The organism is Marinococcus sp. LNHM5E3-2.1 (assembly GCF_056034365.1).
The window spans coordinates 54329-79684 of the sequence record NZ_JBQLIB010000009.1; the positions used below are offsets into that span (position 1 = coordinate 54329).

Consider the following 25356-nt stretch of genomic DNA (forward strand, 5'->3'; position numbering starts at 1 on the left):
ATGAAGATAATGATCATTACCGAGACTTTTCTGCCTTCTACAGATGGAATTGTTACACGATTAACAGCCTGCATACGCTGGCTGCATCGTGATGGTCATGAAGTACAGATTGTAGCCCCGGATCTGGGTGTGTATGAATTTGATGGAGCAGAAGTGAAAGGGGTGCCTGCGCGCGCCCTCCCTTTTTATCGTTCAAAGAAGTTCGCTCTCCCGAACCGGGTAGTCAAGAAGTATATACAGGATTTCGGGCCTGACGTCGTACACGTCGTAAACCCTGCGGTTGTAGGCTATTCGGGTGTTAACTATGCGAAAAAGCTGGATGTGCCGCTGGTTGCCTCCTATCATACAAATCTGACCCAGTACATGTCCTACTATAATCTGGGCATGCTGAAATGGCTGATGTGGTGGTATGTACGGCGCCTGCATAATAAAGCGGACATTAACCTCTGCACCTCGCAGACCGTGCAGAAAGAGCTTCAGGAAAAAAGGTTTGAACGCATGCATCTGTGGAAACGGGGAGTAGATACCGAGCAGTTCCATCCCAGACACCACAGCAGAAAGATGCGGGAGCGGCTTTCCGGTGGAAAAAGCGACAGAACGCTGCTGCTTTATGTAGGACGGCTCGCAGCTGAAAAGGAGATCGAAAAAATCCGCGACGTCCTCGAAGAATCGGACAAGTTTTGTCTGGCCATCGTAGGAGACGGTCCACACCGCGAGGAGCTTGAAAAGCATTTCGAAGGCACGGACACTGTATTTACAGGTTTTATGCATGGAGATGAGCTGGCTTCTACGTTTGCCTCCTCCGATGTTTTTGTCTTTCCTTCCACGACGGAGACGCTGGGGCTTGTGATTATGGAGGCAATGGCCTCCGGCCTGCCTCTTGTTGCTGCAGAAAGCGGGCCCACAAAGGAACAGCTGACCTCGGAACGAAATGGCCTTTTGTATGATCCGCATACGAAAGATGACTTTAAAAACACGGTCTGCCGTTTCGAAGATGAAACCCTCCGTAAACGTCTGGCCGACCAGGCCTTTACAGATGTTGCTACCTTTGGATGGGAAGCGGCAGCAGAGCAGATCCGGGATTTATACAAAGAAGCAGCCGGTGTGAAGGTTTCAAAATCGGCGGAAGATAGTGACACAGTTTCAGAAGAACGCCAGTAAGCGTAGATTTCATCAAGAACAGAGGGGTTCTATGGGTAAGAATCAAAAGCGGCGTGGTCCTCTTCAGGCGCTTCAGTTTAGTGCGATTGGTGTAACGAATGCTGTAGTCGATATAGGGGCGTTGAATCTGCTTCTATTTCTTTTTCCAAGTGAAGAGCGGATGACTTTAACGCTTTTTAATACGATCGCTTACGCGCTGGCGGTAACAAACAGCTACATCTGGAACGTGTTTATTACGTTCCGGGATTCTGCGAAAGGAAGTACCCGCCAGCGGTTAGTGTTTATTATTCAGGGACTGATCAGTCTCGGTATTAATAACGCTGTATTTTTAGGATTTAATGCTTTGTTTCAGGCACTTGGAGTACCGACTTGGATCCGCCAGAACCTGGCTAAGGGACTGGCCATGCTGGCTTCGTTCACGGCGAGTTTCTTTATGATGAAATACTTTGTGTTTAAAGACTTTAACCGCCGGTATCCCAACCGTGAACAATCTTCACGGGAAGAAAACCAGTAGAAGAACATCTCAGAGCCGCTGCTGTAGCGGAGCGGGGTGTTCTTTTATTATGTCAAAAGAATACGCATGCTATACTGAAAAAAGGGGGGAGACGAATTGGAGCCTATCCATTTGTATTTATCGAGATATAAGGAGCATATGAACTACCTGCGTCAGACAGGACAGGAGACCCCGTCCTTCCGGGAGCTGCGGGAAAATGAAATTCCCCGCCTGCTTCAGGTGTCGGATTCCTACGTACAGATGGCAGCTGCAGACGGAGAAGAAGGGGAGAAAGCGTACAAGCTTCTTGCTTCTGTCCAGTTAGCCGATGGAACCGGCTGGAATATGAGCGGCGAATTTGTGCCTTCGGCAAACGACTGGTTCCCGGATGAGCAGCCGCTGACTCACCAAACATCCTATTGCGGTTTTTGCCAGGGGACGCTCGGTTTTTTTAAAAACGAAGATATGACAAACTTTGACTGCATGCTGCCGCTGCCGGAAAAAAAGTGGCTGTTTGAAAAAATGCTGGAGCAGCACGCATCTTCTATTTATCCCAACCAGTCGTAGAGCGTAAAGGAGGAGAAACAATTGAAAGTAGTGATCGCACCGGATTCATTCAAGGAAAGCATGACAGCTATGGAGGCCGCCCAGGCAATCGAAAGGGGATTCCGCCAGGGTATTGGAAACTCGGAGGGTCTTGTTACAGAGCTGATACCGATGGCCGATGGGGGTGAAGGAACCACGCAGTCGCTACGCGACGGCCTTGGCGGAGAGCTTCATACAGTGGACGTACTCGGGCCGGACGGAAGTACCGTGAAGGCTGAATTTGTTTACATTGAGCAATCCCGCACAGCTGTTATTGAAATGGCCGAAGCTTCAGGAATTGGCCTCGTGGCTAAAGAGAGCAGGGACCCGCTGACGGCTACCTCCTACGGTACAGGACAGATGATTTTGAAAGCGCTCAACCATGGAGCGGAGCGGATTATTTTAGGGCTTGGCGGCAGTGCCACAAATGACGGCGGGGCCGGGATGGCTGCTGCGCTGGGCGTTCGTTTTCTGGACCGGAATGGAAATGATCTTGAGTCCGGCGGAAGGGCACTTAAGCATCTGGACCGCATTGATACGGCTGGGCTCGACAAAAGAGTTCATGAAGTAACCGTGCGTGCTGCCTGCGATGTCACGAATCCACTGACGGGGCCGGAGGGAGCAAGTGCTGTCTATGGCCCGCAGAAGGGGGCAGGGACTGAAGCTGTTCAGGAGCTGGACGAAGCGCTGCGTGTGCTTGGAGAAGTAATTGAACGGGATCTGGATAAACCAGTGCTTCAGGAAAAGGGAGCTGGGGCAGCGGGAGGCCTGGGGGCCGGTGCGATAGCTTTTTTAAATGCTGCGCTTGAGCCGGGCATAGACATTGTGCTTGAAGAGAGCCGCTTCGCTGAACGAAGTGCCGGGGCGTCGCTTGTTATTACCGGCGAAGGAAAAATCGATGCTCAGACCGTATTTGGCAAAACGCCGGTTGGAGTAGCGAAAGCATCCCCTCAAGGAAGTACGGTCGTTGCGGTTGCCGGCCAGCTCGGCGATGGTTATGAAAAGGTGTATGAAGCGGGCATTGATGCTGCTTTCAGTATGGTGCCGGGCATCGTTTCCCTGGAGCAGGCAATGCAGGAAAGCACCCGTTACATCGAAAACTGGGCCCGGAGTCTCGCCGGTTTGTGGAAAACATAAAAAATCCGCTGCTTCTTAACGAGAAGCAGCGGATTTTTGCATCGTTTATAAAATCGGGGATAGAAGGTGGGATACTGCTTCCTTGATACGGATCCAGAGCGAGCGCTGCCGGTACGCCTCAAGGGTGAGCTCGGAGGAGTGCGTATTCATATCGTACAAGAAGGTATCGGTCAACTGTTTCGTCGTTTCCGCATGGTAGATAAAAGCGTTCACTTCGAAGTTCAGCCGGAAGCTGCGCACGTCGATATTGGCTGTGCCCACCGAACTGATTTCATCATCCACCATAATCGTTTTGGCATGAATAAAGCCGTTGTTGTAAATATAAACACGGGCGCCGGCACGAAGAACAATGCCCACGTGAGAATACGTGGCCCAGTAAACAAACGGATGATCGGGCATGCTCGGGATCATGATGCGGACGTCGACCCCCGATAAAGAAGCGATCCGGATGGCATCCATCAGACTCTCGTCCGGAATAAAATAGGGAGTCTGGATATACACTGAATGCTTGGCGGAGTTGATCATTTTTATATATCCATTTTTAATTTGCTCCCATTCGGAGTCCGGGCCGCTTGAGACAATCTGCATGCTGCATTCCCCGGGCTCGGCAAGAGTGGGAAAATAACGTTCTTCGTAATGGATGGGATTTCTGGAATTAGCCTGGTTCCAGTCGAGAATGAACCGTGTCTGCGCTGTTTTGACAGACTGCCCTTCCAGACGCAGGTGGGTGTCCCGCCAGTAACCGAACTTTTTGCTGAGACCAAGGTATTCATCGCCAATATTAAATCCGCCAACATAGGAGGTTTTTCCGTCTATCACAACAATTTTCCGGTGGTTGCGGTAATTGAGGCGTAAATTAATAATCGGCAAACGCTTCGGGAAGAAGACCGCTGCTTCTCCGCCGGCTGCCTCAAGGCCCTGGAGTGCTTTTTTACGCATCTTTCTTGAGCCCATGTCATCGTAGAGCAGCCGGACGACCACTCCCTCTTCTGCTTTTTTCCTTAGTGCTTCGATAACCCGTCGTCCGAGGTTGTCGCTTCGAAGAATGTAGTACTGCAGGTGAATATGATCCTGAGCCTTCTCGATATCCTTAATCAGATTATCGAACTTTTCGTGGCCGTCCGTATACACCCGGACATCGTTTTCCTTCGTAAGCACCGACCCGTCGTTTGCAAGCTGCATATAGATTAGGTCCCGGTGCTTGGAGGAAACGGAATCTGAAAACTGAAAAGTGCCATTACGCAGTGTATGCATCTGCTCCTGAATCAGCTCTTCAATTCCGATTTTTTCGATATCCGCCCAGTCAAACAGCCGTTTTCTAGTCAGGTTCTGCCCGAAAATTAAATAAAGCACGAATCCCAGAAAAGGGATAAAAAACAGCACCATAATCCAGGCCCAGATGGCGGTGGCGTTTCTTTTTTCAATAAAGATAATGACAAAGGCGAAAAATAAATTAAAAATCGATAATATTGCTAAGAAAATGGATAATATCTCGAAGCCCATCTGCTTTCCCCATTCTTCCTCTATGTTGAAACGGAGGACCTTGTTAAATTTATAGATACCTGCGTATTAGGCAGTAGTATTATTTTAACAAAATTTAAGCCGTTGCGAAGCAGGAAACCTATAATTTTGAGAAAAACAGGAAGAAGCGGCGTGCTGCATCGTTTTCAATTATTCAGGAAGTAGGATAAAATACGAAGAGACGACAGAAGATATAACTATTTGAACGCGGGACAGGGGGAAAAGAATGAAAAATGAAGTAGTCGGTATTGATGCAGGCGGTACGCTGATTAAAATTGCTTACCGTGTGAACGATGAATGGGAGCTGAAAAAAATACCCCTCACCGACATGGAGCAGGTGCAGACATGGATTGAAGAGCGGGTCGATAATCCAGTTATTCATATTACGGGAGGGAAGGCGGAAACGCTGAGGAAGTCCCTGCCCTGGGCTGCAGAGCCTATCAGTGAGTTTGAAGCCACATGTAGGGGCGTTTCGTATTTGCGGAAACGTTTTAATGAAGACGATACCTACGGGGACACGTATATTATTACAAACGTCGGGACCGGGACCTCAATACACTTCGCTGGCCCGGAAGAATACGAACGCGTTGGCGGCAGCGGGATGGGAGGGGGAACGCTTATCGGTCTTTCCTACCTTCTCACCGGCATTGAAGCGTATGAAGAAATACTGCGTCTTGGAAAAGAAGGGGACGGACGGTCGCTGAACGTCAAGGTAAAGGATATTTATACTGATGAAGAGCCGCCGATTTCCGGGGATCTTACGGCCAGCAACTTCGGAAATATTATGAATATGAAAAACAATGAGTATGAAAATAAAGACTACATTGCTGCTGTTGTACGGATGATCGGTGAAACGATTACGACGATGAGCGTTCAGATGGCCGACCGGCTGAACACCGATTCCATAGTATATATTGGTTCAACCTTTGATAAGCACGACAATTTAAAAGAAATTATTGGCGGCTACACGAAGCTCCGGGGAAAAGAACCATGCTTTCTTCCTTACGGAGAATTCAGTGGAGCTGTAGGGGCTTATATGCACGAACAGCCGCAGATTGCTGCAAAGAAAGCTGAAGGAAAAGGATGAATAAGATGAGCGAAATGGAACCATATACACACAGAGAGCTGTTTGAACAGGCGGTAAATACACTTGAAAATATTAGTACACTGCTGCAGCCGGAGGTTCCGATGCTTGGGGAGCTGCAATTAACGACCCGCCAGGAAGCGCTGTTCTTTATGAACCTGCGGCACGAGGGTCTGACGCTCACAGAGATGGCTCACCGGCTGCGCATTTCAAAAAGTGCGGTAAGCCAGGCGATGAAGCGTCTCGAAGAAGAAGATCTTCTTTACCGCGCTTCCAATAAAGAAAACAAAAGAGAAACCCAGCTTGTATATGGGGTGAAAGGCCGGAGGCTGAAAGAAGAATTGACAATTTTTCAACAAAATATTGTGGATCAGTATATTGCCAAAATACCGCTTGAAGAATTAAAGCAGGCAACCCAGGTTATACACCGGCTTGAGGAAGAAATTAATAACGCGTATAAAAAATAAAAGAAGCAGGCCGCCCATGCATCTTCATTGACGGAAGCCATCCAGTCGTTTAAGGTTGTTTGTGTAGTTAAGTTACTTAACAGTTTAGACGATGAACTATCGAAATATACATACCAATGGAGGAACGATGCATGAAAATTACCCGCACATCTATCCGGCGGCCGAAACTGACCATTGTCGGCATGATTTTATTTATCATGATGGGTTTCGTATCGCTGACGAATCTGCCTTTGCAGCTGTTTCCAGAGATTGAACCACCGGTCGCAGCTGTAGCGACAAACTATGAGGGCGCCGGCCCGGAAGAAATTGAAAGCAGCGTTACAGAACCGATGGAAGAGCAGCTCTCTACTATCGAAGGACTGGACCGCATGACCTCCCAGTCAGAGGAAGGCACAAGCCTTGTACTGCTTGAACTATCATGGAGCACTTCAGTGGAGGATGTGCAGCAGGAAATCAACAATGCCATGAACAATGCCAACCTGCCGGATGATGCGGGAGATCCTTCGTTTATCGAGTTTGATCCGGATGCGCAGGGTATGATTCAAATGGCTGCTTATTCCGAAGGAAACGGCCTGGCTGAAACCCAGAGCCAGGTGGATGACATCATAACCGAGCTTGAACGCACTGAAGGAGTTGCAAGTGTTGATACAAGCGGTGGACTGGACGAAGTATTCGAAATTTCGCTGGACCAGGAATCGCTTGAAGACAACAACGTGACCCAGTCTGACGTCACTAATGCCGTTCAGGCAAACAATATTACGCAGCCGGGGGGAACGATTACCTCCGGAGAACAAACGTTGACGACCCGTACGGTCAATGAACTTGGCGGAGTCGAGGATTTGGAAGAAGTGGCGGTCGGCCAGGATGAATCCGGGGATACGGTTACTGTCAGTGATGTAGGAGAAGTGGAGCGTACCACTGAGGAACAGACAGCCTACACTGAAGTGAACCAGGAGCCCGGTATTCAAATGACCGTGCTGAAGGAGTCAGATGCCAATACGGCCCAGGTCTCCACGGACTTTAACGATACGCTGGACGATCTGCTTGAGGAAGATCAGTACAATGATCTCGACACGACGATTATTTACGATGAAGGGGATTACGTTCAGCAGTCCATTAACAGCGTAGCTCTTGCATTAATTGCCGGCGGTGTTTTCGCCATGGTTGTTCTTTTCTTCTTCTTAAGAAACTTAACGACACCGCTCATTATTGGTATTGCGATACCATTTTCGGTAATTGTGACATTTGCATTTCTTTACTTTACCGATGTGAGTTTAAACTTAATGACGATGGGCGGTCTGGCTCTTGGGATCGGGATGCTTGTCGATAATGCGATTGTTGTTATTGAAAATATATACAGGCACCTGTCGATGAAAAAACTCCCTAAGCGGGCAGCTCTAGACGGTACAAAGGAAGTGGCCGGAGCGATTACAGCTTCGACCTTGACGACAGTAGCTGTCTTTCTGCCAATCGTCTTTATTTCCGGTATTGTCGGCGAGATTTTCCAGGCCTTTGCTTTATCAGTAGCCTTCAGTCTGCTTGCTTCTCTGCTTGTAGCTGTCACGGTTGTGCCGATGATTGCAAGCCGTGTGCTGAAGCCGCTGCCGGAAGACAGGGAAGTAAAGCGTGAAAAATCCAGGCCGATGAGATTTCTGGACCGTTCGATCCGCTGGGTCCTCGGTCACCGCGCTGTCGCTCTGCTGTTAACACTGCTCCTGCTGCTTGGCGGAGCCGGCGGCATTGCCCAGACCGGGGTGAACTTTATCCCGACGACAGATCAGGGCTTTTTCACGATCAATGTTGAAAAAGAAAATGGCACAAATCTGGAAACGACCGGAGAAACGGTCGACGAAATTGAAAGCGTGCTTGAAAACCAGGATGAGATTGCAAGCTATATGGCGGTAGTCGGCTCGGGCGGCAGTGGAGTTGCAGCCGGAGGCGGTGGAAGCTCGGGATCCAATGAAGCTTCTATTACAGTTACAATGGAGGATCTCGAAGACCGGGACATATCGACCGAGGAAATGATTGAAGAAATTGAGTCCGATGTGGAAAACACGGACGAGCAGGCAGATATTTCGTTATCGTCTTCTGCAGCCATCGGCGGCGGAGAAGCAAATTCCGTGGAATTTACGCTCTCAAACGAAAATGAAGAGCGACTCGCTGAAGATGCAGACGCAGTACAGTCGGAGCTTGAAAGTGAAAACACGATTCGGAATGTAGAAACGTCAGATGAAGAGACTGCTCCGGAAATTCAGGTGCAGATTAACGAAGACGATGCGCAGGATAATGGCCTGACGCCGGCTGAAATCGCGCAGACGGTAAACAGTACTACAAGCGGGGAAGTGGCGTCGACAATCCAGACGGATAATGAAGGCCCGCTGAATGTGAACGTGCAGTATGCAGAGGATTCCCTTGAAAACCAGGAGGACCTTGAAAGTCTGCAGCTCGCTACTCCGGAAGGAGAATACGTCAGCTTAAGCGACGTGGCTGATATTGAAGAAGGAGAGGGGCCGGCGGTTATTAACCGGCTTGACCAGGAGCGGAGTACTGAGTTTACAGTCACATACGGCTCCGGAACGAGTCTGAACGAAACCTCTACGTTAATTGAGGATACGATTGACGATGTAGATACCGGAGCGGCGACTACATTGAACTTCTCCGGCGAACAGGAGCTTCTCGATGACAGCATTCAGAGTCTGGTGTTTGCCTTCCTGCTGGCGGTAGTGTTCATTTATCTCGTAATGGCTGGACAGTTTGAATCATTCAAATATCCGTTTGTGGTAATGTTCAGCGTACCGCTGGTCGTGATCGGTGTTATGCTTGCCTTGTTTGCGACCCAGACACCACTAAGTATCACAGTGTTTATCGGCTTGATTGTACTTGCGGGTATTGTTGTTAACAACGCGATTGTGCTTGTTGATTATACGAATCAGCTGGTGGAACGGGGGCTGCCGGTAAGAGAAGCCGTTATTGAATCTGTGAAAAAGCGGGCACGCCCTATCCTGATGACAGCTTCTACGACTATCCTTGGGGTGCTGCCGCTTGCCCTCGGATTTGGGGAAGGAGCAGAAATTCAGCAGCCGATGGGTATTGCAGTCATCGGCGGTCTCATCAGCAGTACGTTCCTGACGCTGTTTATTATTCCAACGCTCTATACCTTGTTTACCAAAGAAACAAGAAGCATGAATAAAAAATTCGCCATGCCGGACGGGGGCTACATGTACGGCTGGGAAGTAGAAGAACGGCGAAAGGAACGGGAAAAGAGAGAACAGGAAGAACGGAATAATAATGAAGACCAGCAGAATAATGAAGCTGCAGAACAGAGCAAGGAACCTGAGAATGTAGAAGATAAAAAACGCGAAGACTTGTCGCGGGATGAGATTCTGTACCTTCTCGAACGTATCGTCGGTAACTCACAAAATGAGGAACGGGACCGTTCCTCGAAGGATTCAGACAAAAATAAAAAATCCGGCGATGATGAAAAAAATTGACATTAGGACTGTGCGTCACGTACGATTAAGAAAAATAGTAAGGAATCCGCTAGGGGCGCCTGCGCTGAGACAAGAACCATTCTTGGTCCCTTCGAACCTGATCTGGGTAGTACCAGCGTAGGGAAGTGGAGCTTCGTTTTATACAAATACGTACGTATACGCCAAAGCTCACTCTCTACTTTCAGGGAGTGAGCTTTTTTTGAACCTAAAGCAGGATTCCTTCTAAAGGAGGATACAACGAATGCCACAAGTACCTAAAGTATTAACCATAGCCGGAACAGATCCTACCGGCGGGGCTGGGATCCAGGCTGACCTGAAAGCATTTCAGGAATGTGAAGCCTACGGGATGTCTGCTATTACGAGCGTGCTCGCACAAAATACAACCGGGGTCCAAAAGGTGGAGCATATGAGCACCAGTCTGCTTCAGGCCCAGCTGGATTCCGTCTTTGATGATATTATGCCGGATGCGGTAAAAACCGGAATGATCGCAACGCCGGATATGATCCGCACGACGGTGAACATGCTGAAAAAATACGACCTGCCGGTGGTTATTGACCCGGTGATGGTTGCCACAAGCGGCGATTCTCTGTCTGAGAAGGAGACGCTTGAAGTTATGAAAAATGAATTTCTTCCTCTGGCCGCAGTCGTCACGCCGAATATGGCTGAGGCAGCAAGCCTGACGGACTTTCAGGTCCAGACCCTCGAAGAGATGGAAGCAGCTGCTAAAAAAATTGTTGATGAATTAGGGGCCCGGGCAGCGCTTGTTAAGGGTGGCCATATGAAAGAAGACGCAGTCGATATTTTGTACGTCGATGGAGAAATTCATTATTTCCGTTCGCCGCGGACGGATACAAAGCACACGCACGGGACAGGCTGTACACTATCAGCCGCGATTGCCGCAAAGCTTGCACGGGGCAAGTCCATCTATCTGGCAGTGCAGGAAAGCAAAGAATATATTACCAATGCGATTGCACACCCCCTGGAGATCGGTAAAGGCAATGGGCCTGTCAACCATTGGGGAGTGCGCGTTCCACTCGATCAACTACTAAAATAAAGAAATGAGGGATCGGCATGAAAGCAAAGGAAGTTATAGGTCTGCTGGAGGAAGTACGAAAAACACGGCCGCTGATTCATAATATTACGAACACAGTAGTAACCAATTTCACTGCAAATGGACTGCTGTCGATGGGCGCATCCCCGGTTATGGCAAACGCGCCGGAGGAAGCAGCCGAAATGGCAAAAGCAGCGAACGCACTTGTACTCAATATTGGTACGCTGAACCGCGAACAGGTGAAGGCGATGCGGATCGCCGGCAAAGCAGCCAATGAAAAAGGCATTCCCGTTGTACTGGATCCCGTAGGGGCAGGCGCGACGGCTTACCGGACCGAAACGGCGATTGCTCTTCTCGAAGAGCTGGACGTGGCGCTGATCCGGGCAAATGCAGGAGAAATGGCCGCGCTGCTCGGCGAAAGCGGGAATGTACAGGGCGTAGACGCTTCGGGAGAAGCAGATAACCCGGAGCTTGCCAAAGAAGCTGCAAGAAAGTTTGAAGCAATTGCCGCGGTGACCGGAGTGGAAGACGCGGTCGCTCATCAGGGCGAAGTATTTATCGTGCAGAATGGCCATACGCTGCTGACCAAAGTAACCGGCACCGGCTGTCTTCTCAGTTCGATCGCAGCATCCTTTTTAACCGTTCAGCATTCGGCTGGAGCAGTAGCAGCCGCACTTGCTTATTACGGGGCAGCAGCAGAAATCGCAGGCAGTCTAACGACGAGGGAGGGCCCGGGCTCCTTTCAAATTGAATTATTAAATGCCCTCCACGCAACACAGGAAATGGATCTGCGCCACTATATCCGCGTCAAACAGGAATCATAGGGAGCTGAAACCATGGATAAAGAGATTTTGAAGCTGTATTTTATTATGGGAAGCAACAATACAGGTGGACGAAACCCGGAAGAGGTACTGCAGGAAGCTCTTCAGGGCGGTATTACGTGCTTCCAGTTCCGCGAAAAAGGCCAGGGGGCACTGCCTGAAGAGGAAAAATGGAAGCTCGGCCGGAAGATGAAGGCCCAGTGTGCTGCCTTTAATGTTCCGTTTATTGTTAATGACGATGTGGATATGGCGATCCGGCTCGAAGCAGACGGGATTCATATCGGACAGGAGGATGACCCGGCTTCTAAAGTTAAAGAACGCTGCCCTTCCCGCATGGTGATAGGGGTATCCGTGCGCACTATTGAAGAAGCACACCGGGCGGCTGCAGACGGGGCGGATTACCTGGGCGTAGGCCCGATGTTTGCGACTGATACTAAAGAAGATGCCAAAGCTCCAGTCGGACTGGAGGGCATCCGCCGGCTCCGGGCGGAAGGCATTGCTCTTCCGATTGTAGGTATCGGCGGCATTGACGCCACCAACGCTGCTGATATTGTGGAGGCCGGAGCTGACGGAGTGTCATTGATCTCTGCGATCAGTCTGGCAGACGAGCCGGAAGATGCTGCAAGAGAACTTCGCAGCCGTTTGAATGGGCCGGCAGAAAAATAGGAAAAATAGAAGAACCGGCGGGTCAGTACAAACTTCCCGCCGGTTCTTTATGTTATATATGCTTCTGTAAGGTTTGTACGACGTGCTGTAATGTTTCTTTTTCTCCTACATTTCCCGGAAAAATTACATAGGGAATACCAGGAAAGCGGCTTTTCTCATCTGTCTGCCAGACGGGGACACCGGGAGCAATCTGCCCGAGCACTTCTGCTTTTTTTACGAGCAGCCCCTTCGTGCCAACATCGCTTGATGTAATACCGCCTTTCGCAACGACAAATGCCGGCTGTGAAGCAGCATTTTTCACAAAGTTTGTTACTGCATCGGAAATTTTTACGGATAGAGCCAGCTCTTCTTCTTTTCGGTTCGCTCCTAAGTCAATGCGCTCCCGGGAAGTGTAGACGCATACCGTAGTCCCGCCTTCGATAGAGTCATCGACGACCTGCTGAACGCGGCGGGTTTCCTTACGGAAGGCATTCTCATCCATTACTGCAGGACAATAAAATTCCACGAATTGGATATCGGTCAGCTGTTTTAGGGCTTCGAGCTGCTCCGTCGATTTTTGCACATGAGAGCCAATAATAATCAGGCCGCCATTGTCACTTTGGTGCTCGAAGAGGCTCTCCGCGTCTAAATACGGTTTGCGGATAATACCGCCAATTTCTTTAGTCAATGTCGCCGCCGTCCGGAAGAGAAAGTTTTTCCGATTCTGCACGGCGCGGAACAGGGCTGTGCAGAATACTTTTACATCTGTTTCGCTGACAGCGTTAACGATGATCTTTTGAAAGGAAGCAGCCTGTTCAAGTTTAGCCTCGATCGCTTCGAGGTCGAGAGCCCGGAGCTCCTCAAGAGAGATGGAAATAACATTTTCCTTTTTAAATTCCCCGTTTGTTTTTTCTTCAACGTATTCACCCAGGTGGCTCGAAGCAAATCCAAACATCCGGTCGCGGGCAAATTCTGTTTCCGCTACGGGTACAAAGGTTTCCCCCTGCTGAATATAGTGGACGTCGAAAGCGGTCCGCCGGTTGCCCTGTTCAAAAAAGGGAATAAGAATTTCTCCGTCCACTGCTTTGCCTGTCCGGGCCTCGAGCGTATCCTTTAAAACCTCTGTTTCCAGCGGATAGTGACCTCGCAGGGTGGAGTCTCCCCGGCTGATCAGCAGAAATGGCTGATTTTTTTCTTCAGATACGCGGGCTATTCGCTCTGCGATGTCAGTATGGACTTTCGTTGTTTCGGCTTCAGAGAAGGAACGCGAATTTGTGAGGATGAAGATGAGCTGCCGCTCGTCTTCAAAGGCCTCCCGAATAGTCGACTCCTCCCAGTCTGTATACACCGGCACGCCGTGGACAGTCTGAACACCGGTAGGATCGTCGTCGAGGGAGATGATTTTGTGAGGTATATTTTCGGCTGCTTCCGTAAAAAAAGCATCTACTTTCTTCTCATCGTAATCTGGAAGGGAGTTAATGTAACTATTTATCTGTGTCATCCGTGTTTTCCTCCTTTTGGCACTGAATAGTTCGCAAGCATTTCGTAGTGCTGAAGCACGCCGCTGTGATCGTCGGATTGTTTGCCGTGCGCAATCATCGATTCATACATTTCAGCCACATCCGATACAAGCGGCAGGGGGACCCCGAGGGATTTGCCGGTTTGAAGCACGTTAGAGAGATCCTTTAAATTAATGTCAATGCGTCCGCCTGCAGTAAAGTCCCGTTCGAGAATTTTTGGGATTTTTGCATCGAGTACACTGCTGCCGGCCAGGCCGTTGCGGATGGCTTCATATACTTTATCAATGTCCGCTCCTGCTTTGGAAGCGAGAAGAACGGCTTCCGACATGGCTGCCATCGTGACATTTACTAATATTTGATTGGCAAGCTTCGTAGTGGATCCGGCTCCCACTTCACCAACATGTGTGACGTCTGTGCCAACAGCCCGCAGCACTGGATAAGCAGCAGCAAAAGCGTAATCGCTGCCGCCAGCCATGATGGAAAGCGTACCGTCTATCGCTTTCGGTTCACCGCCGCTTACCGGCGCATCCAAAAAGGCTGCTTCTTTTTCCTGAAGCCTCTCTGCCCAACGCTTGGAGTCCACGGGGGAGACAGAGCTCATATCAATTACGATGGCTCCCTTTTTTACGACTGGCAGAATGTCATTAATTATTACTTCATCGAGTATGGCTGTGGTGGGGAGCATTGTGATAATAATGTCGCTGTGTTCAGCAGCTTCCCCTGCCGAATCAGCAGCTTTCCCGCCTGCTTCCGTTACCCGCTCTCTGGCTGTAGGGTGGATATCAAATCCCTTCAGTGCAAAACCGGCCTTCAGAAGATTTTCGGCCATCGGCCCTCCCATAATGCCTAAACCAATTTGTCCGATATTCATATCGTTTCACTCCTTCATTTCGTAAAGTGGAAATTTTTTATTATCATTGATAAGGCTTTCAATGAAGATAATTGTACACAATTTTATGTTTATTGTATACATTGAATAGCGAGTTGGTTTAATTTCTATTAGATAGGTATAATAAGAATAAGAAATGAAATCAGAGGATTGCAGCAGAAGGGATGACGGCACGATGAAGCAACAGCACTCTGCTTCGGATACGGCATACGAAAAAATTCGGGATGCCATATTTGAGGAAAAATATGGACGCGGGGAAAAATTAACGGAAGTAAAACTGGCAGACGAACTTGGGGTCAGCCGGACACCTGTAAGGGATGCAATGCGCAAGCTTGAAGAGGAGGGCTTGATTAAAGACAAACGGGTGATTAATCCAACTATTAAAGATTTAATGAATACGTTTGATGTGCGGATACTGCTCGAAGGGTTTGCTGTCCGCCAGGCTGCCCGTTACATGGGTCCTGACCGGATAGAAGGCCTGCAGAGGTGTATAGAGACGGCAAAGCAGGGAACAACAGAGGAAATAATGGAAGCAAATAAGGAATTTCACGATATTATTGTCAGTGCGAGCAATAACGATGTACTAATTGATACCATTGAACGGATGCAGTCAGTTATTTTTTTGTTCCGGAGAACAGTGGTGTATCACCAGAGGCCGCGTCTGATTGAAGAGCACGAAGCAATACTTGAAGCGATCCGGCATCACGATGAGGACGAGGCAGAAGCGCTGATGAAGAGCCACTTAAAGAAGGACCTGGATTTCTCCGTTCATTCGTGGTGAGACCGGTGACATACTTCTACTGTCCCAATCCTGGAAATAAAAATCCCCCATGCAGACAGGGGTAATAAAAACCCATAAGCACGGAGGGAATCCGGGAAAAGCATTATTATTTATTAAAGGAGACTGGAATGACACGTTTTTCCCAATCACTTTTTTCGGCGAGCTCGAGCAGCCGGATGACTCTGCTTGCTTCAATGGCGGTCACCGGATTTTTACCATCCTCCTGGATGGCCTGGGCGATCCTTTCGTAATAGGATTCGTACGATCCCTGATGCGTAGGGATTTTTTCAGTGCCTCCATACGCATCGGTATACGTCCCGTAGTAAGTTTCGTCTTCCAGGCCCCATCCCTGATCCCCGGGTGTTTTCCCGTTAATCAGCATATCCTCCTGGGGATCAAAGCCGTATTTTACAAAGCTGCCTTTCGTTCCATGCACAATATATCTCGGAACTTCTCCGACAGCAAGAAAGCTGGATTGTAAAATAACCCGCTGGTTCGGATACCCAAGAATCGCATGAAAATAATCGGTATTATTCGTTTTCGGACGCTGCATTTCAAGGTCAGCGAAAATGGTTTCCGGCATACCGAACAGTTCAAGCGCCTGATCAATGAAATGGGCTCCTAAATCAAACCAGCTTCCCGAGCCTGGCAGGTCCTGCTCACGCCAGAGCCCCTCCACCTCCGGAGCATAGTCGTTCCACGTACCCTGAAAGGTGTGAACGTCGCCAAGCGCCCCTACTTCCAGCAAGGAACGGATCGTCAAAAAATCACCGTCCCAGCGGCGATTGTGATATACGCTTAAAACGACATCATTTGCTTCGGCGAGCTCTGTCAGCTCTACGGCTTCCTCATATGTAGGAACAAATGGTTTTTCCAAAACAACATGCTTGCCGTTTTCAATTGCAGCTTTAGCCAGAGGGTAATGCGTCGTGTTTGGGCTCGTAATGACCACAAGATCAATATCCTCCCGCCGGCAGGCTTCCTCTGCTTCAGTGGTAACTTCAACATCCGGAAGCCGTTCATGTACTTTTTCCGGACTCGAGGATGAAACGAGACGGATGTTAAAGTGATCGCTTTTTTCAATAATAGGTGTATGAAACACAGACCCTGAAAAACCAAAAGCGATAATAGCAGTATTGATTGGCTGCATGACTGACGACCTCCTCAAAAGTTGTTAATAAACTTTTCCCCCGGGACCGGAAAAGGAAACGTCTCCATCATAGAAAAAAGCGGCAGGACGACTGCCGCTTTAAAGTGTTTTGCATTAACATGCTATTTCCATTTCGGCTGATCAAAAAATTTCGGACGGTATTTTGCGATAACAAACAGAATAATAACGGTAATAATGGTTTGCGGAATTAAATACGAAGCGTTGTAAAGTGCCGAATACGCTACCACAGGTGTACCTTCCGGAGCGTAGCTTCCAAACCAGATAACGCCTGAGACAAAATGGTCGATATAGCGAAGCAGTGCCCCGAAAACAATACCGATAAGCATCAGGAGATAAGGAATCCGTTCCCGGAATACAGCATGTGTCGTAAAAATCGCAGCAAATCCGAGCACCGTGTAAGCGATCGGGTATTCAAGAACGAGCTGAACAGGGTGAACGATAGTTGCGCCCTGCAGAAGCTGGAGCATTCCTGCCAAAAACCCTGTGGCAAGTCCCGCTTTCCATCCGCGGCGAAAAGCCATTAGAAAAATAGGAACCATAATAAAAGAAATCGAACCGCCGGCGAGCCACGGTCCGCCGAATTCAAGAAATCCTAAAATAAAAGAGAGAGCAGCCATGAATGCTGTTTCTATCATAATTGCTAAACGTTTACCCCTCTCCAACGATGAACACCTCCCTGGAATTTACCGATACTATCTTAGCATAATAGGAAAAAGAAAGAAACGCCAAGGAGAGGGGTTTGTCTGATATAATATGAAAAGAAGGAAGAAACAGGGAGAGGATTGCATGGATACATCGACAGATATGCTGAGAGAGTATTTAAAGGGCAGCGGAGCCGCCTGTACGGTTACCCTGCTGTTATTTATATTTTATACAATTATACTGGGGGAGGTGCAGCTTTTTCCCAATCTGGCTTTTCTTTTAGCGGTATGCACGTACCTTGGTTCGATTGTCGGAGTGCTTCTTCTTAAGCTCGTAGAGCCGTATCAGTATCATATTCTGTATCCAATTCTGGGTACGTTTTTTTTCGGTTTTCTTGGCATTTTTTACGGCGTATCGATTATCTACGCCTATCAGCTCGATGGCTTTTTCGTCATTGTGACGATGGCGTCCTCCATGTCATTTTTTATTACCCAGTTTGTGCAGGCACAGACCGTTGCCTGGATCATGGCAGGCTCCGGTCCGTTTTTTCTGGCGGTCATCATGTTTTCAAACCAATTAGCCCGTTCGCTTGGGCAGTGAAGGAGGAAAAGCAGTGAATTATCATGGCAGACAGTTTGCAGGTATAGAGAACAGCGCAGGCGGAGAGGTATCAGGGCAGACTGTTTTTTATTACGAGCAGGAGGGATCAGTGCTTCGGGCCCGCTATTCGGGTGGTGAAGTCGTTTCCGGTGTTCTAATTGGAAAAGTGTATGCAAATGGAGATCCGGAATTCCGCTACAATCATGTAAACGAGGACTGGAGCCTCCGGGGCGGCAGGTGCTATTCGGTTCCGGAAGTGCTGGAAGACGGGAGAATCCGCCTGCATGAACATTGGCAGTGGCAGGATGAAAGCAGTGAGAAGGGGACATCTATCGTAGAGGAATTAAAAAGCGACACGGTTTAAAATGCTGGCATTGGAGGAAAAGTATGTTCAACTACGCATCATACAAAGGAGACTTTCAGCATGGAACATACTTCAATTGCCGGCACGAATCTTCGCCCGTCCCGCATAGGGCTCGGAACGTGGGCTATTGGCGGCACGCAGTGGGGCGGTACAGATGAAAAACAGTCGATTGAAACGATACATGCAGCACTTGATAAAGGCATCACCCTTGTGGATACTGCTCCTGCTTACGGGTTCGGAGAATCAGAAAAAATTGTCGGAAAAGCGTTAAAACATGATAATAAACGGCAAAACGTTGTACTTTCGAGCAAGTGCGGCATGAACTGGAACGATGAAGGTGCCTTCCGGGACGGTACGGCTGCCCGGATCCACCGGGAAATTGATGATTCCCTGCAGCGGCTTCAGACTGACCATATCGATATTTATCATGTGCACTGGCCGGATCCTAAAGCAGATATGGCCGAAACGGCAGGAGCCATGAAGGAAGTGCTCGATGCTGGTAAAATCCGTGCAATAGCGGTCAGTAATTTCACTGTGGAGCAGCTCGAAGAATTTCAAAAAACGGCACCGGTTCACGTTATACAGCCGCCGTATAACATTTTTGAACGGGGCATCGAAAAAGACATTCTGCCTTATGCTGAAAAGCAGGGAATTTCCACGCTGCTGTATGGTTCACTGTGCCGCGGGCTGTTAAGCGGCAAAATGACGGAAAATACGACATTTGAAGGTGATGATCTCCGCAACGGGGATCCAAAGTTTCAGGCAGACCGTTTTCCACAGTATATTGCGGCGGTAAATGAACTCGATCAATACGTGAAAAATAAATATGACAAGCGCGTGATTCATTTAGCTGTCCGCTGGGTGCTGGACCAGCCGGGTACAAGCACAGCCCTTTGGGGCGGCCGCCGCCCGGATCAGATGAACGGCATTGAGGAAATTATGAACTGGCAGCTCGATCAGACGGATATGAAAGCCGTGAACGAAATTGTAAATAAGCATGTAAAAGACCCGGTTGGACCTGAATTCATGGCCCCGCCGACCAGATAAAGAAATAAAAATGCTGCGCTAAGCGCGGTATTTTTTTATGAAATAAAGGATGCTGGAGAGAGATCAGCGAATAGTTATACATAAATGAAAAAGTCTGCGTGCGCTGGAGGTGCTTTACAGCATTTGGATCTGTTTGTTTAATCGTGTCAACATCGCTCCTGTCGTATTTGTATTTTCCTTTAATTGTGTTCGTGCAGGAATCCCCATAAAATAAAGATGTAAGCGAATACTAAAAATGAACGGTCCATACTTCATCAAGAAATCATTTCATTATTGTCATCAATATATTTGGACCAAAAAAGGGGGAACCACAATGAGTGCATCAACAGAAAATGCACCGCAGAAGAAAAGCATCCGTTCAAGAATTCAAAAGTTCGGAAGCTTTTTAAGCAGCATGATCATGCCGAATATCGGTGCTTTTATTGCATGGGGACTGATTACGGCATTATTTATCGAATCCGGCTGGCTGCCGAACGAAACTCTGGCAACACTGGTAGACCCGATGATCATTTACCTGCTTCCGCTTTTAATTGGTTATACGGGCGGAAAGATTGTCCATGACGTTCGCGGCGGGGTCGTTGGCGCAGTCGCCACAATAGGCGTTGTGGCCGGTGCTGACATTCCAATGTTCCTCGGAGCTATGGCAATGGGGCCGCTCGGCGGTATTGCCGTTAAAGGATTCGACAGACTGGTTGAAGGGAAAATCCGCCAGGGCTTTGAAATGCTCGTAAACAACTTTTCCGCAGGAATTATCGGCTTCATTCTGGCTATCTTCGGCCTTCTTGCCATCGGGCCGATCGTGGAATGGTTAACGAACGTTTTAAGCGGAGCGGTGGACTTTCTGGTCAACACAGGCCTGCTGCCGTTAACGAGTATTATTATTGAACCGGCGAAGGTGCTGTTTTTAAACAACGCTATTAACCACGGAGTTCTTAGTCCTATCGCAGCAGAACAGGTTGCTTCCGCCGGAAAATCAATTCTGTATCTGCTCGAGCCAAACCCAGGTCCCGGTGTAGGGATTCTGCTTGCATTTGCAATATTTGGCACAGGAATTTCGAAAGCTTCCGCTCCGGGCGCCATGATTATTCAATTCCTGGGCGGTATTCATGAAATTTACTTCCCGTATGTATTGTCAAAACCTCTCACAATTCTTGCAGCTATCGCAGGCGGCATGACCGGGGTATTCACGTTCTCCCTGTTCAACGTTGGCCTTACAAGCGTTCCGTCACCAGGAAGTATTTTCCCGGTACTCGGCCTTGCAGCCCCTGGAGATTTCATTGGAGTCTTACTGGGCGTAGTGCTTTCAGCTGCCGTATCCTTTATTATCGCTTCCCTGATTCTAAAGTTCAGCTCCAATGAAGGAGAAACACTTGAAGAATCCACAGCGAAGATGGAAAGCATGAAAGGGAAGAAAAGCTCTGCAGCTTCTGCGCTTCATTCCAATGCAGGTACGGCTGAAGCAGACACCGGTGCTTATTTGGATAAAGACGTTAACAAAATTGTCTTTGCCTGCGATGCCGGTATGGGCTCAAGCGCCATGGGCGCATCGGTGATGAAGGACAAGGTGAAAAAGGCCGGGCTCGATATCAGCGTGACAAACACGTCGATTTCGAACATTCCGGATGACGCGGACCTGATCATTACGCACAAGGATTTAACCGAACGGGCACGGCAGAAACGGCCGGACGCAGAACATGTTTCGGTGGAAAACTTCCTCGGCAGCGACAAGTACGACGAAGTGGTTGAAGATCTGAAGCAGAAAAAAGGTGTGGAAGAAAGCTCTTCTGCTGGAACAGCGGCAGCGGCAAAGCCGCCGGTTAACAAAATCATTTTTGCCTGCGATGCCGGTATGGGCTCAAGTGCCATGGGAGCGTCGGTGATGAAGGACAAGGTGAAAAAGGCCGGACTCGATATCAGTGTATCGAACACATCTATCTCGAACATTCCGGACGACGCGGATCTGATCATTACGCACAAGGATTTAACCGAACGGGCACGGCAGAAACGGCCGGACGCAGAACATGTTTCGGTGGAAAATTTCCTCGGCAGCGACAAGTACGATGAAGTGGTTGAAGATCTAAAAACAAGAGAATAAGGAGGGAAACCGATGGAATACCTCACAGGCCGGGAGCGCGAACTACTGCTGCATCTTCTGCATCATCAGGAACTAAAGCCAGTGGCTGAAATAGCTGAAGAAATTAATGTAAGCTCCCGGACCATCCATCGGGACCTTGATAAGCTGGCAGGTTGGCTTGCCGGCGAACAGGTTGAACTCGAAAGACGGACAGGAAGCGGAGTGCGGCTTAAGGGGACGGAAGAAGATATCGAAGAAATCAAACTCCGTCTCCAGCGTCCCGCCGTTATTGAATATACGCCGGATGAACGCCGTACCCTGCTGATTTGTCTCATTCTTGAATCGGACGGCCCCGTGAAATTAACGGCGCTCGGTGCAGAATTAAAAGTAACTATAGCAACGATCAGCCAGGATTTGGATAAACTCAAAGACTGGCTTGAGCTATTTTCACTAACACTTGTGAGACGCAGAGGCTACGGGGTGGAAGTGCAGGGAGCGGAAGCAGCTAAACGACGGGCGATGAGCAGCCTGATTGCAGAAAATGTGGAAGAAAAGGAGCTGCTCAGCTCGATCCGCCACCACATTTACGAGCGAAATGTGCAGACTGAACAGGGCCGGGTAGCTGAACGTCTGCTCGATATGGTTGGAGAAAACCACTGGTCGACGGTGGAGCAGGTGCTTTCAAACATGCAGGATCAGCTTCCGAAGAATTTTGCCGACAGTGCTTATATCGGACTGATCGTCCATTTAACTTTAGCGATTGAGCGGATCTCTGTAGGAGAAAGCATAGATATTAATGCGAACTACATGGAGAACCTGCGTGACACAAAAGAGTTCGCGATTGCAGAGGCCATCATTCGAAAGCTTGAGCGTGTGCTTGAACTGTCCATTCCTGAGGCGGAAATTGGCTATATTACAATGCATCTGCGGGGGGCAAAGCTCCGGACGCCGGTGGAAAACCAGCTGGAGGTGGATCACCTCCCGGTAGCCTTAAAAGCAAAAGCGCTGATTCGCGAGATGGAAAAATTAACGGGAGAACCGCTTGAGAAAAACCATTCCCTGTATGAAGGGCTGGTTGCCCATCTCGAGCCGGCATTGTACCGGCTTAGTGAAAACATGAGAATCCATAATCCACTGATGGAATCTATTAAAGAAAATTATGCTGATTTGTTCGCAAATCTTCGTCAGGCAGCGGACACCGTATTTACGGAAAGCTATCTTCCGGATGCCGAGGTTGGTTTTCTGGTCCTGCATTTCGGAACGGCAATAGAGCGGGAAGAGGCTGCCGCTCCCCTGCATGCGCTTGTCGTATGCTCGAGCGGCATCGGCTCCTCGAAGCTGCTTGAAAGCCGGCTGCGAAAAGAAATTCCCGTGCTCGGAGATCTCGAAAATGTGAGTCTGCTCGATCTCGAGGAAATGAATATGGATGGCTACGATTTAATTATCTCTACGATCCCCCTGGATCCGCAGCCGCTTCCACATTTAGTGGTTCATCCTTTTCTAAATGAAGAAGATACGAGAGCAATCCTTCGGTCAGCGGACTCGATCTACCGTCAGCAGAGCAGAGCCGGGGTGTCAGTGAAGCGGAAGGAAGCACATGAAACAACGCTCAGTTTATATGAAATACAGCTTTGCGTAGATTTAACCGTACAGATGTATCACCGCTTTTATATGAGAAAAGTAGAGGGCGGACAGAACGCAGAACAGGCAGTTCATTGGATCATGGACGAGCTGAAGAAAGAAAATATCGTACAGGATGCGGGAAGTATCGCAGAAGAAATCTGGGAAAAGCAGGCGAAGGGCTTTGCGATTCCCGAAACCAATGTGGCATTATTTCATACAAGAAGCGCTCTGGTGAGTGAACCGTCTCTGACGCTGTGGGAGCTCGAAGCACCACAGGCGCTGACAGCCATGGATGGTAAAACAACGGACGTTGACCGTGTTTTGGTCATGCTTGCACCGGAACAGGAACGAAAAGAAGTATTTGAGCTGATGAGTACCATCAGTGAAGAGATGCTGATGAACCCCGATCGGCTGGATGTCCTCAGGAGTGGGGAAGAAAATGACATTCAAAAGCATATTGATGAAGTTTTTCGGGAATGGTTGAAACGGAAAATAAATTAAGGAGAAGGAGAGAAATCATATGACTAAACCAGTACTGCAGCAGGAAAATGTAAAATTGAACGTATCGCTCGGAGGAAAGGAAGAAGCCATCCGTGAAGCGGGAGGCGTTCTTGTCGATAATGGATATGTGCAGCAAAACTACATTGACAGTATGCTCGAGCGCGAAAAAGTAACATCAACCTTCATGGGGAACGGCGTTGCGATTCCGCACGGTACGGAAGACTCGCGCGAATGGGTGGACCATTCCGGTTTGTCAGTCATTCAGGTGCCGGACGGGGTGGACTTTGACGGCAACAATGTACGAATTCTGATAGGTATTGCTGGCAAAGGCGATGAACATCTGAACATTTTATCGAAGATTGCGATTGTATGCTCCGATGAAGATAACATTGAGAAAATGGTCCAGGCTTCATCCAAAGAAGAGCTGCTCGAGGTGATTGGTGAGGTTGAACTCTCATGATAGCAGTACAAATAGGCGCTGGTAACATTGGCCGTGGCTTTATTGGGCAGGTGCTCTCTGATGCCGGGTATGAGCTGTATTTTGCAGATGTAAATGATACTTTGATCGATCAGCTGAAGGCCGAAGGGGAATATGTGGTAGAGCTCGCCGAAGACGGTGCTTCTGCGCAAACCATTTCGGGAGTTCAGGCTTTTCACAGTGCGAAAGAGGAAGAGGCTCTCGTACAGAAGCTGGCGGAAGCGGATTTGATTACAACGGCCGTCGGGCCGGCAGTATTAAAGCATGTAGCTCCCGTTATTGCAAAAGCATTAAAACAAAAAGCTGCTGAAGGGCACGCCAGCCCGGTTAATATTATAGCCTGCGAAAATATGGTGGCCGGAACGGCGGAATTGAAAAAATATATCTGGGAGCAGCTGACGGAGGAAGAAAAAGCAGAAGCCGCTAATTTTGCCGGATTTGCCAATGCTGCAGTAGACCGCATTGTTCCGAACCAGCCTGAGGGCCAGGGACTGAAGGTGGTCGTCGAGCCATTTTTGGAATGGGCGGTGGAAGCCCCTTCGCTGAAGGGAAAAACTCCGGATATACCAGCGGTTACGTATGTGGATGACCTGACCCCGTATATTGAGCGGAAGCTGTTTACGGTAAATACCGGCCATGCAGCCCTTGCTTATGTCGGTTTTTTATACGGGTGTGAAACGACGAAGGAAGCGATGGATCACCCGGAGGTGGCTGGTGCATTTGAAGCGGCGATTCGGGAAACTGGCCGCCTGCTGCAAATTAAGCATGGCTTCGGTGAAAAAGAACAGAACGAGTACCAGGCAAAAATCAAAGGAAGATTTTCAAACGAATATCTTTCCGATCCCGTGACCCGGGTAGGCCGCGGGCCGATCCGGAAGCTTGGTCCGAAGGATCGTTTAGTCCGTCCTGCGGTGGAGCTGCAGGAAGCAGGGGAACGCCCGGAAGCACTGGCTTTTGTTATCGCCGCCGCTCTTCAGTTTAACGTAACTGAAGACGGGGAGGCCGTAGAGCTTCAGAACACGATCGACCGGGAAGGGTACAAAGGAGCTTTAAGCCATTACGCTGAGCTTCCTGCTCATCACCCGCTGGTCGAATTGGTAGCCGGATATCTTCCGGAACAATAACAGTAAATAAAGAAGCAGAAGCGTCCGATCAGGCGCCTCTGCTTCTTTAATTTATATGGGCCAATCTCCTCCAGAGCATCCACCGC

The 25356-nt window shown here is 49.0% G+C and carries 23 protein-coding genes and 1 riboswitch; of the genes, 18 read left to right on the forward strand and 5 right to left on the reverse strand.

The genetic code is table 11. The annotated features are described in order from the left end of the window. From ACTRXH_RS11220 to ACTRXH_RS11235, 4 genes are all read left to right on the forward strand, one after another. A complete protein-coding gene (locus ACTRXH_RS11220; RefSeq protein ID WP_474261450.1) occupies positions 1-1161 on the forward strand; it encodes a glycosyltransferase family 4 protein in 1161 nt (386 codons plus the stop codon). A 31-nt stretch (positions 1162-1192) separates the two neighbouring features. Next, positions 1193-1675 carry a GtrA family protein gene (locus ACTRXH_RS11225; protein ID WP_474261449.1) on the forward strand — a complete coding sequence of 161 codons (483 nt, stop codon included), beginning with the start codon at positions 1193-1195 and terminating at the stop codon, positions 1673-1675. Between the two features lie 96 nt (positions 1676-1771). Next, positions 1772-2221 carry a hypothetical protein gene (locus tag ACTRXH_RS11230; RefSeq protein WP_474261447.1) on the forward strand — a complete coding sequence of 150 codons (450 nt, stop codon included), beginning with the start codon at positions 1772-1774 and terminating at the stop codon, positions 2219-2221. 21 nt (positions 2222-2242) lie between these two features. Next, on the forward strand, positions 2243-3376 hold the full coding sequence (locus ACTRXH_RS11235) for a glycerate kinase family protein (protein ID WP_474261446.1): 1134 nt from the start codon (positions 2243-2245) through the stop codon (positions 3374-3376). Positions 3377-3421: 45 nt separating this feature from the next. Here ACTRXH_RS11235 and cls read toward each other — a convergent pair whose 3' ends face one another. Beyond that, positions 3422-4879: a cardiolipin synthase gene (gene cls, locus ACTRXH_RS11240; RefSeq protein ID WP_474261445.1), complete on the reverse strand. Its 1458-nt coding sequence runs from the start codon at positions 4877-4879 to the stop codon at positions 3422-3424. Between the two features lie 244 nt (positions 4880-5123). On the opposite strand from cls, the gene coaW reads away from it, so the two are divergent. The 6 genes from coaW to thiE all read left to right on the forward strand — a co-directional run bounded on the left by coaW (position 5124) and on the right by thiE (position 12477). Then, positions 5124-5984: a type II pantothenate kinase gene (gene coaW, locus ACTRXH_RS11245; RefSeq protein ID WP_474261444.1), complete on the forward strand. Its 861-nt coding sequence runs from the start codon at positions 5124-5126 to the stop codon at positions 5982-5984. A gap of 5 nt (positions 5985-5989) precedes the next feature. Further along, positions 5990-6448 carry a MarR family winged helix-turn-helix transcriptional regulator gene (locus ACTRXH_RS11250; RefSeq protein ID WP_474282152.1) on the forward strand — a complete coding sequence of 153 codons (459 nt, stop codon included), beginning with the start codon at positions 5990-5992 and terminating at the stop codon, positions 6446-6448. 131 nt (positions 6449-6579) lie between these two features. After that, positions 6580-9939, forward strand: coding sequence for an efflux RND transporter permease subunit (locus ACTRXH_RS11255; protein ID WP_474261442.1), 3360 nt, complete (start codon positions 6580-6582; stop codon positions 9937-9939). A gap of 41 nt (positions 9940-9980) precedes the next feature. Next, a riboswitch (TPP riboswitch) is annotated at positions 9981-10080 on the forward strand. A 100-nt stretch (positions 10081-10180) separates the two neighbouring features. Next, positions 10181-10993, forward strand: a complete 813-nt coding sequence (gene thiD / locus ACTRXH_RS11260; protein WP_474282154.1) for a bifunctional hydroxymethylpyrimidine kinase/phosphomethylpyrimidine kinase — start codon at positions 10181-10183, stop codon at positions 10991-10993. 17 nt (positions 10994-11010) lie between these two features. After that, positions 11011-11814 (forward strand): hydroxyethylthiazole kinase, encoded by an 804-nt coding sequence (gene thiM, locus ACTRXH_RS11265; protein WP_474261440.1) that lies wholly within the window; start codon positions 11011-11013, stop codon positions 11812-11814. 12 nt (positions 11815-11826) lie between these two features. Continuing rightward, on the forward strand, positions 11827-12477 hold the full coding sequence (gene thiE / locus ACTRXH_RS11270; protein ID WP_474282156.1) for a thiamine phosphate synthase: 651 nt from the start codon (positions 11827-11829) through the stop codon (positions 12475-12477). 52 nt (positions 12478-12529) lie between these two features. Here the strand turns inward: thiE and ACTRXH_RS11275 are convergent, their stop codons facing one another. Both ACTRXH_RS11275 and ACTRXH_RS11280 read right to left on the reverse strand, forming a co-directional pair. Beyond that, complete coding sequence (locus ACTRXH_RS11275; RefSeq protein ID WP_474282158.1) at positions 12530-13957, reverse strand: four-carbon acid sugar kinase family protein; 1428 nt, start codon at positions 13955-13957, stop codon at positions 12530-12532. After that, positions 13954-14847: an NAD(P)-binding domain-containing protein gene (locus ACTRXH_RS11280; RefSeq protein ID WP_474282160.1), complete on the reverse strand. Its 894-nt coding sequence runs from the start codon at positions 14845-14847 to the stop codon at positions 13954-13956. The genes ACTRXH_RS11275 and ACTRXH_RS11280 overlap by 4 nt, the downstream gene beginning before the upstream one ends. 193 nt (positions 14848-15040) lie before the next feature. On the opposite strand from ACTRXH_RS11280, the gene ACTRXH_RS11285 reads away from it, so the two are divergent. After that, the gene (locus ACTRXH_RS11285) at positions 15041-15646 is read left to right on the forward strand and encodes a GntR family transcriptional regulator (protein ID WP_474261436.1); all 606 of its coding nucleotides are present in this window, start codon (positions 15041-15043) and stop codon (positions 15644-15646) included. Between the two features lie 106 nt (positions 15647-15752). Here the strand turns inward: ACTRXH_RS11285 and ACTRXH_RS11290 are convergent, their stop codons facing one another. Further along, the gene (locus ACTRXH_RS11290; protein ID WP_474261435.1) at positions 15753-16796 is read right to left on the reverse strand and encodes an oxidoreductase; all 1044 of its coding nucleotides are present in this window, start codon (positions 16794-16796) and stop codon (positions 15753-15755) included. Between the two features lie 122 nt (positions 16797-16918). Beyond that, on the reverse strand, positions 16919-17479 hold the full coding sequence (thiT, locus tag ACTRXH_RS11295; protein ID WP_244897352.1) for an energy-coupled thiamine transporter ThiT: 561 nt from the start codon (positions 17477-17479) through the stop codon (positions 16919-16921). Between the two features lie 124 nt (positions 17480-17603). On the opposite strand from thiT, the gene ACTRXH_RS11300 reads away from it, so the two are divergent. The 7 genes from ACTRXH_RS11300 (at position 17604) to ACTRXH_RS11330 (ending at position 25270) form a co-directional block, all read left to right on the forward strand. After that, positions 17604-18059, forward strand: coding sequence for a hypothetical protein (locus ACTRXH_RS11300; protein ID WP_474261434.1), 456 nt, complete (start codon positions 17604-17606; stop codon positions 18057-18059). A gap of 13 nt (positions 18060-18072) precedes the next feature. Continuing rightward, a complete protein-coding gene (locus ACTRXH_RS11305) occupies positions 18073-18423 on the forward strand; it encodes an avidin-fold protein (RefSeq protein ID WP_474261433.1) in 351 nt (116 codons plus the stop codon). A gap of 60 nt (positions 18424-18483) precedes the next feature. After that, positions 18484-19470, forward strand: a complete 987-nt coding sequence (locus tag ACTRXH_RS11310) for an aldo/keto reductase (RefSeq protein ID WP_474261432.1) — start codon at positions 18484-18486, stop codon at positions 19468-19470. Between the two features lie 313 nt (positions 19471-19783). Then, on the forward strand, positions 19784-21565 hold the full coding sequence (locus ACTRXH_RS11315) for a PTS mannitol transporter subunit IIBC (protein ID WP_474261431.1): 1782 nt from the start codon (positions 19784-19786) through the stop codon (positions 21563-21565). A 12-nt stretch (positions 21566-21577) separates the two neighbouring features. Beyond that, on the forward strand, positions 21578-23668 hold the full coding sequence (locus tag ACTRXH_RS11320; protein WP_474261430.1) for a BglG family transcription antiterminator: 2091 nt from the start codon (positions 21578-21580) through the stop codon (positions 23666-23668). Between the two features lie 19 nt (positions 23669-23687). Next, positions 23688-24128, forward strand: coding sequence for a PTS mannitol transporter subunit IIA (locus ACTRXH_RS11325; RefSeq protein ID WP_322527037.1), 441 nt, complete (start codon positions 23688-23690; stop codon positions 24126-24128). Then, entirely contained in the window at positions 24125-25270 is a 1146-nt protein-coding gene (locus ACTRXH_RS11330) for a mannitol-1-phosphate 5-dehydrogenase (RefSeq protein ID WP_474261429.1), read from the forward strand. The genes ACTRXH_RS11325 and ACTRXH_RS11330 overlap by 4 nt, the downstream gene beginning before the upstream one ends. Positions 25271-25356 lie beyond the last annotated feature (86 nt).

Bases quoted from the DNA above. Each gene is read 5' to 3' on its own strand.
- ACTRXH_RS11220 (WP_474261450.1), top strand. From the start codon at position 1: ATGAAGATAATGATCATTACCGAGACTTTTCTGCCTTCTACAGATGGA.
- ACTRXH_RS11225 (WP_474261449.1), top strand. From the start codon at position 1,193: ATGGGTAAGAATCAAAAGCGGCGTGGTCCTCTTCAGGCGCTTCAGTTT.
- cls (WP_474261445.1), bottom strand. From the start codon at position 4,879: ATGGGCTTCGAGATATTATCCATTTTCTTAGCAATATTATCGATTTTT.
- coaW (WP_474261444.1), top strand. From the start codon at position 5,124: ATGAAAAATGAAGTAGTCGGTATTGATGCAGGCGGTACGCTGATTAAA.
- ACTRXH_RS11250 (WP_474282152.1), top strand. From the start codon at position 5,990: ATGAGCGAAATGGAACCATATACACACAGAGAGCTGTTTGAACAGGCG.
- ACTRXH_RS11255 (WP_474261442.1), top strand. From the start codon at position 6,580: ATGAAAATTACCCGCACATCTATCCGGCGGCCGAAACTGACCATTGTC.
- thiD (WP_474282154.1), top strand. From the start codon at position 10,181: ATGCCACAAGTACCTAAAGTATTAACCATAGCCGGAACAGATCCTACC.
- thiM (WP_474261440.1), top strand. From the start codon at position 11,011: ATGAAAGCAAAGGAAGTTATAGGTCTGCTGGAGGAAGTACGAAAAACA.
- thiE (WP_474282156.1), top strand. From the start codon at position 11,827: ATGGATAAAGAGATTTTGAAGCTGTATTTTATTATGGGAAGCAACAAT.
- ACTRXH_RS11275 (WP_474282158.1), bottom strand. From the start codon at position 13,957: ATGACACAGATAAATAGTTACATTAACTCCCTTCCAGATTACGATGAG.
- ACTRXH_RS11280 (WP_474282160.1), bottom strand. From the start codon at position 14,847: ATGAATATCGGACAAATTGGTTTAGGCATTATGGGAGGGCCGATGGCC.
- ACTRXH_RS11285 (WP_474261436.1), top strand. From the start codon at position 15,041: ATGAAGCAACAGCACTCTGCTTCGGATACGGCATACGAAAAAATTCGG.
- ACTRXH_RS11290 (WP_474261435.1), bottom strand. From the start codon at position 16,796: ATGCAGCCAATCAATACTGCTATTATCGCTTTTGGTTTTTCAGGGTCT.
- ACTRXH_RS11300 (WP_474261434.1), top strand. From the start codon at position 17,604: ATGGATACATCGACAGATATGCTGAGAGAGTATTTAAAGGGCAGCGGA.
- ACTRXH_RS11310 (WP_474261432.1), top strand. From the start codon at position 18,484: ATGGAACATACTTCAATTGCCGGCACGAATCTTCGCCCGTCCCGCATA.
- ACTRXH_RS11315 (WP_474261431.1), top strand. From the start codon at position 19,784: ATGAGTGCATCAACAGAAAATGCACCGCAGAAGAAAAGCATCCGTTCA.
- ACTRXH_RS11320 (WP_474261430.1), top strand. From the start codon at position 21,578: ATGGAATACCTCACAGGCCGGGAGCGCGAACTACTGCTGCATCTTCTG.
- ACTRXH_RS11325 (WP_322527037.1), top strand. From the start codon at position 23,688: ATGACTAAACCAGTACTGCAGCAGGAAAATGTAAAATTGAACGTATCG.
- ACTRXH_RS11330 (WP_474261429.1), top strand. From the start codon at position 24,125: ATGATAGCAGTACAAATAGGCGCTGGTAACATTGGCCGTGGCTTTATT.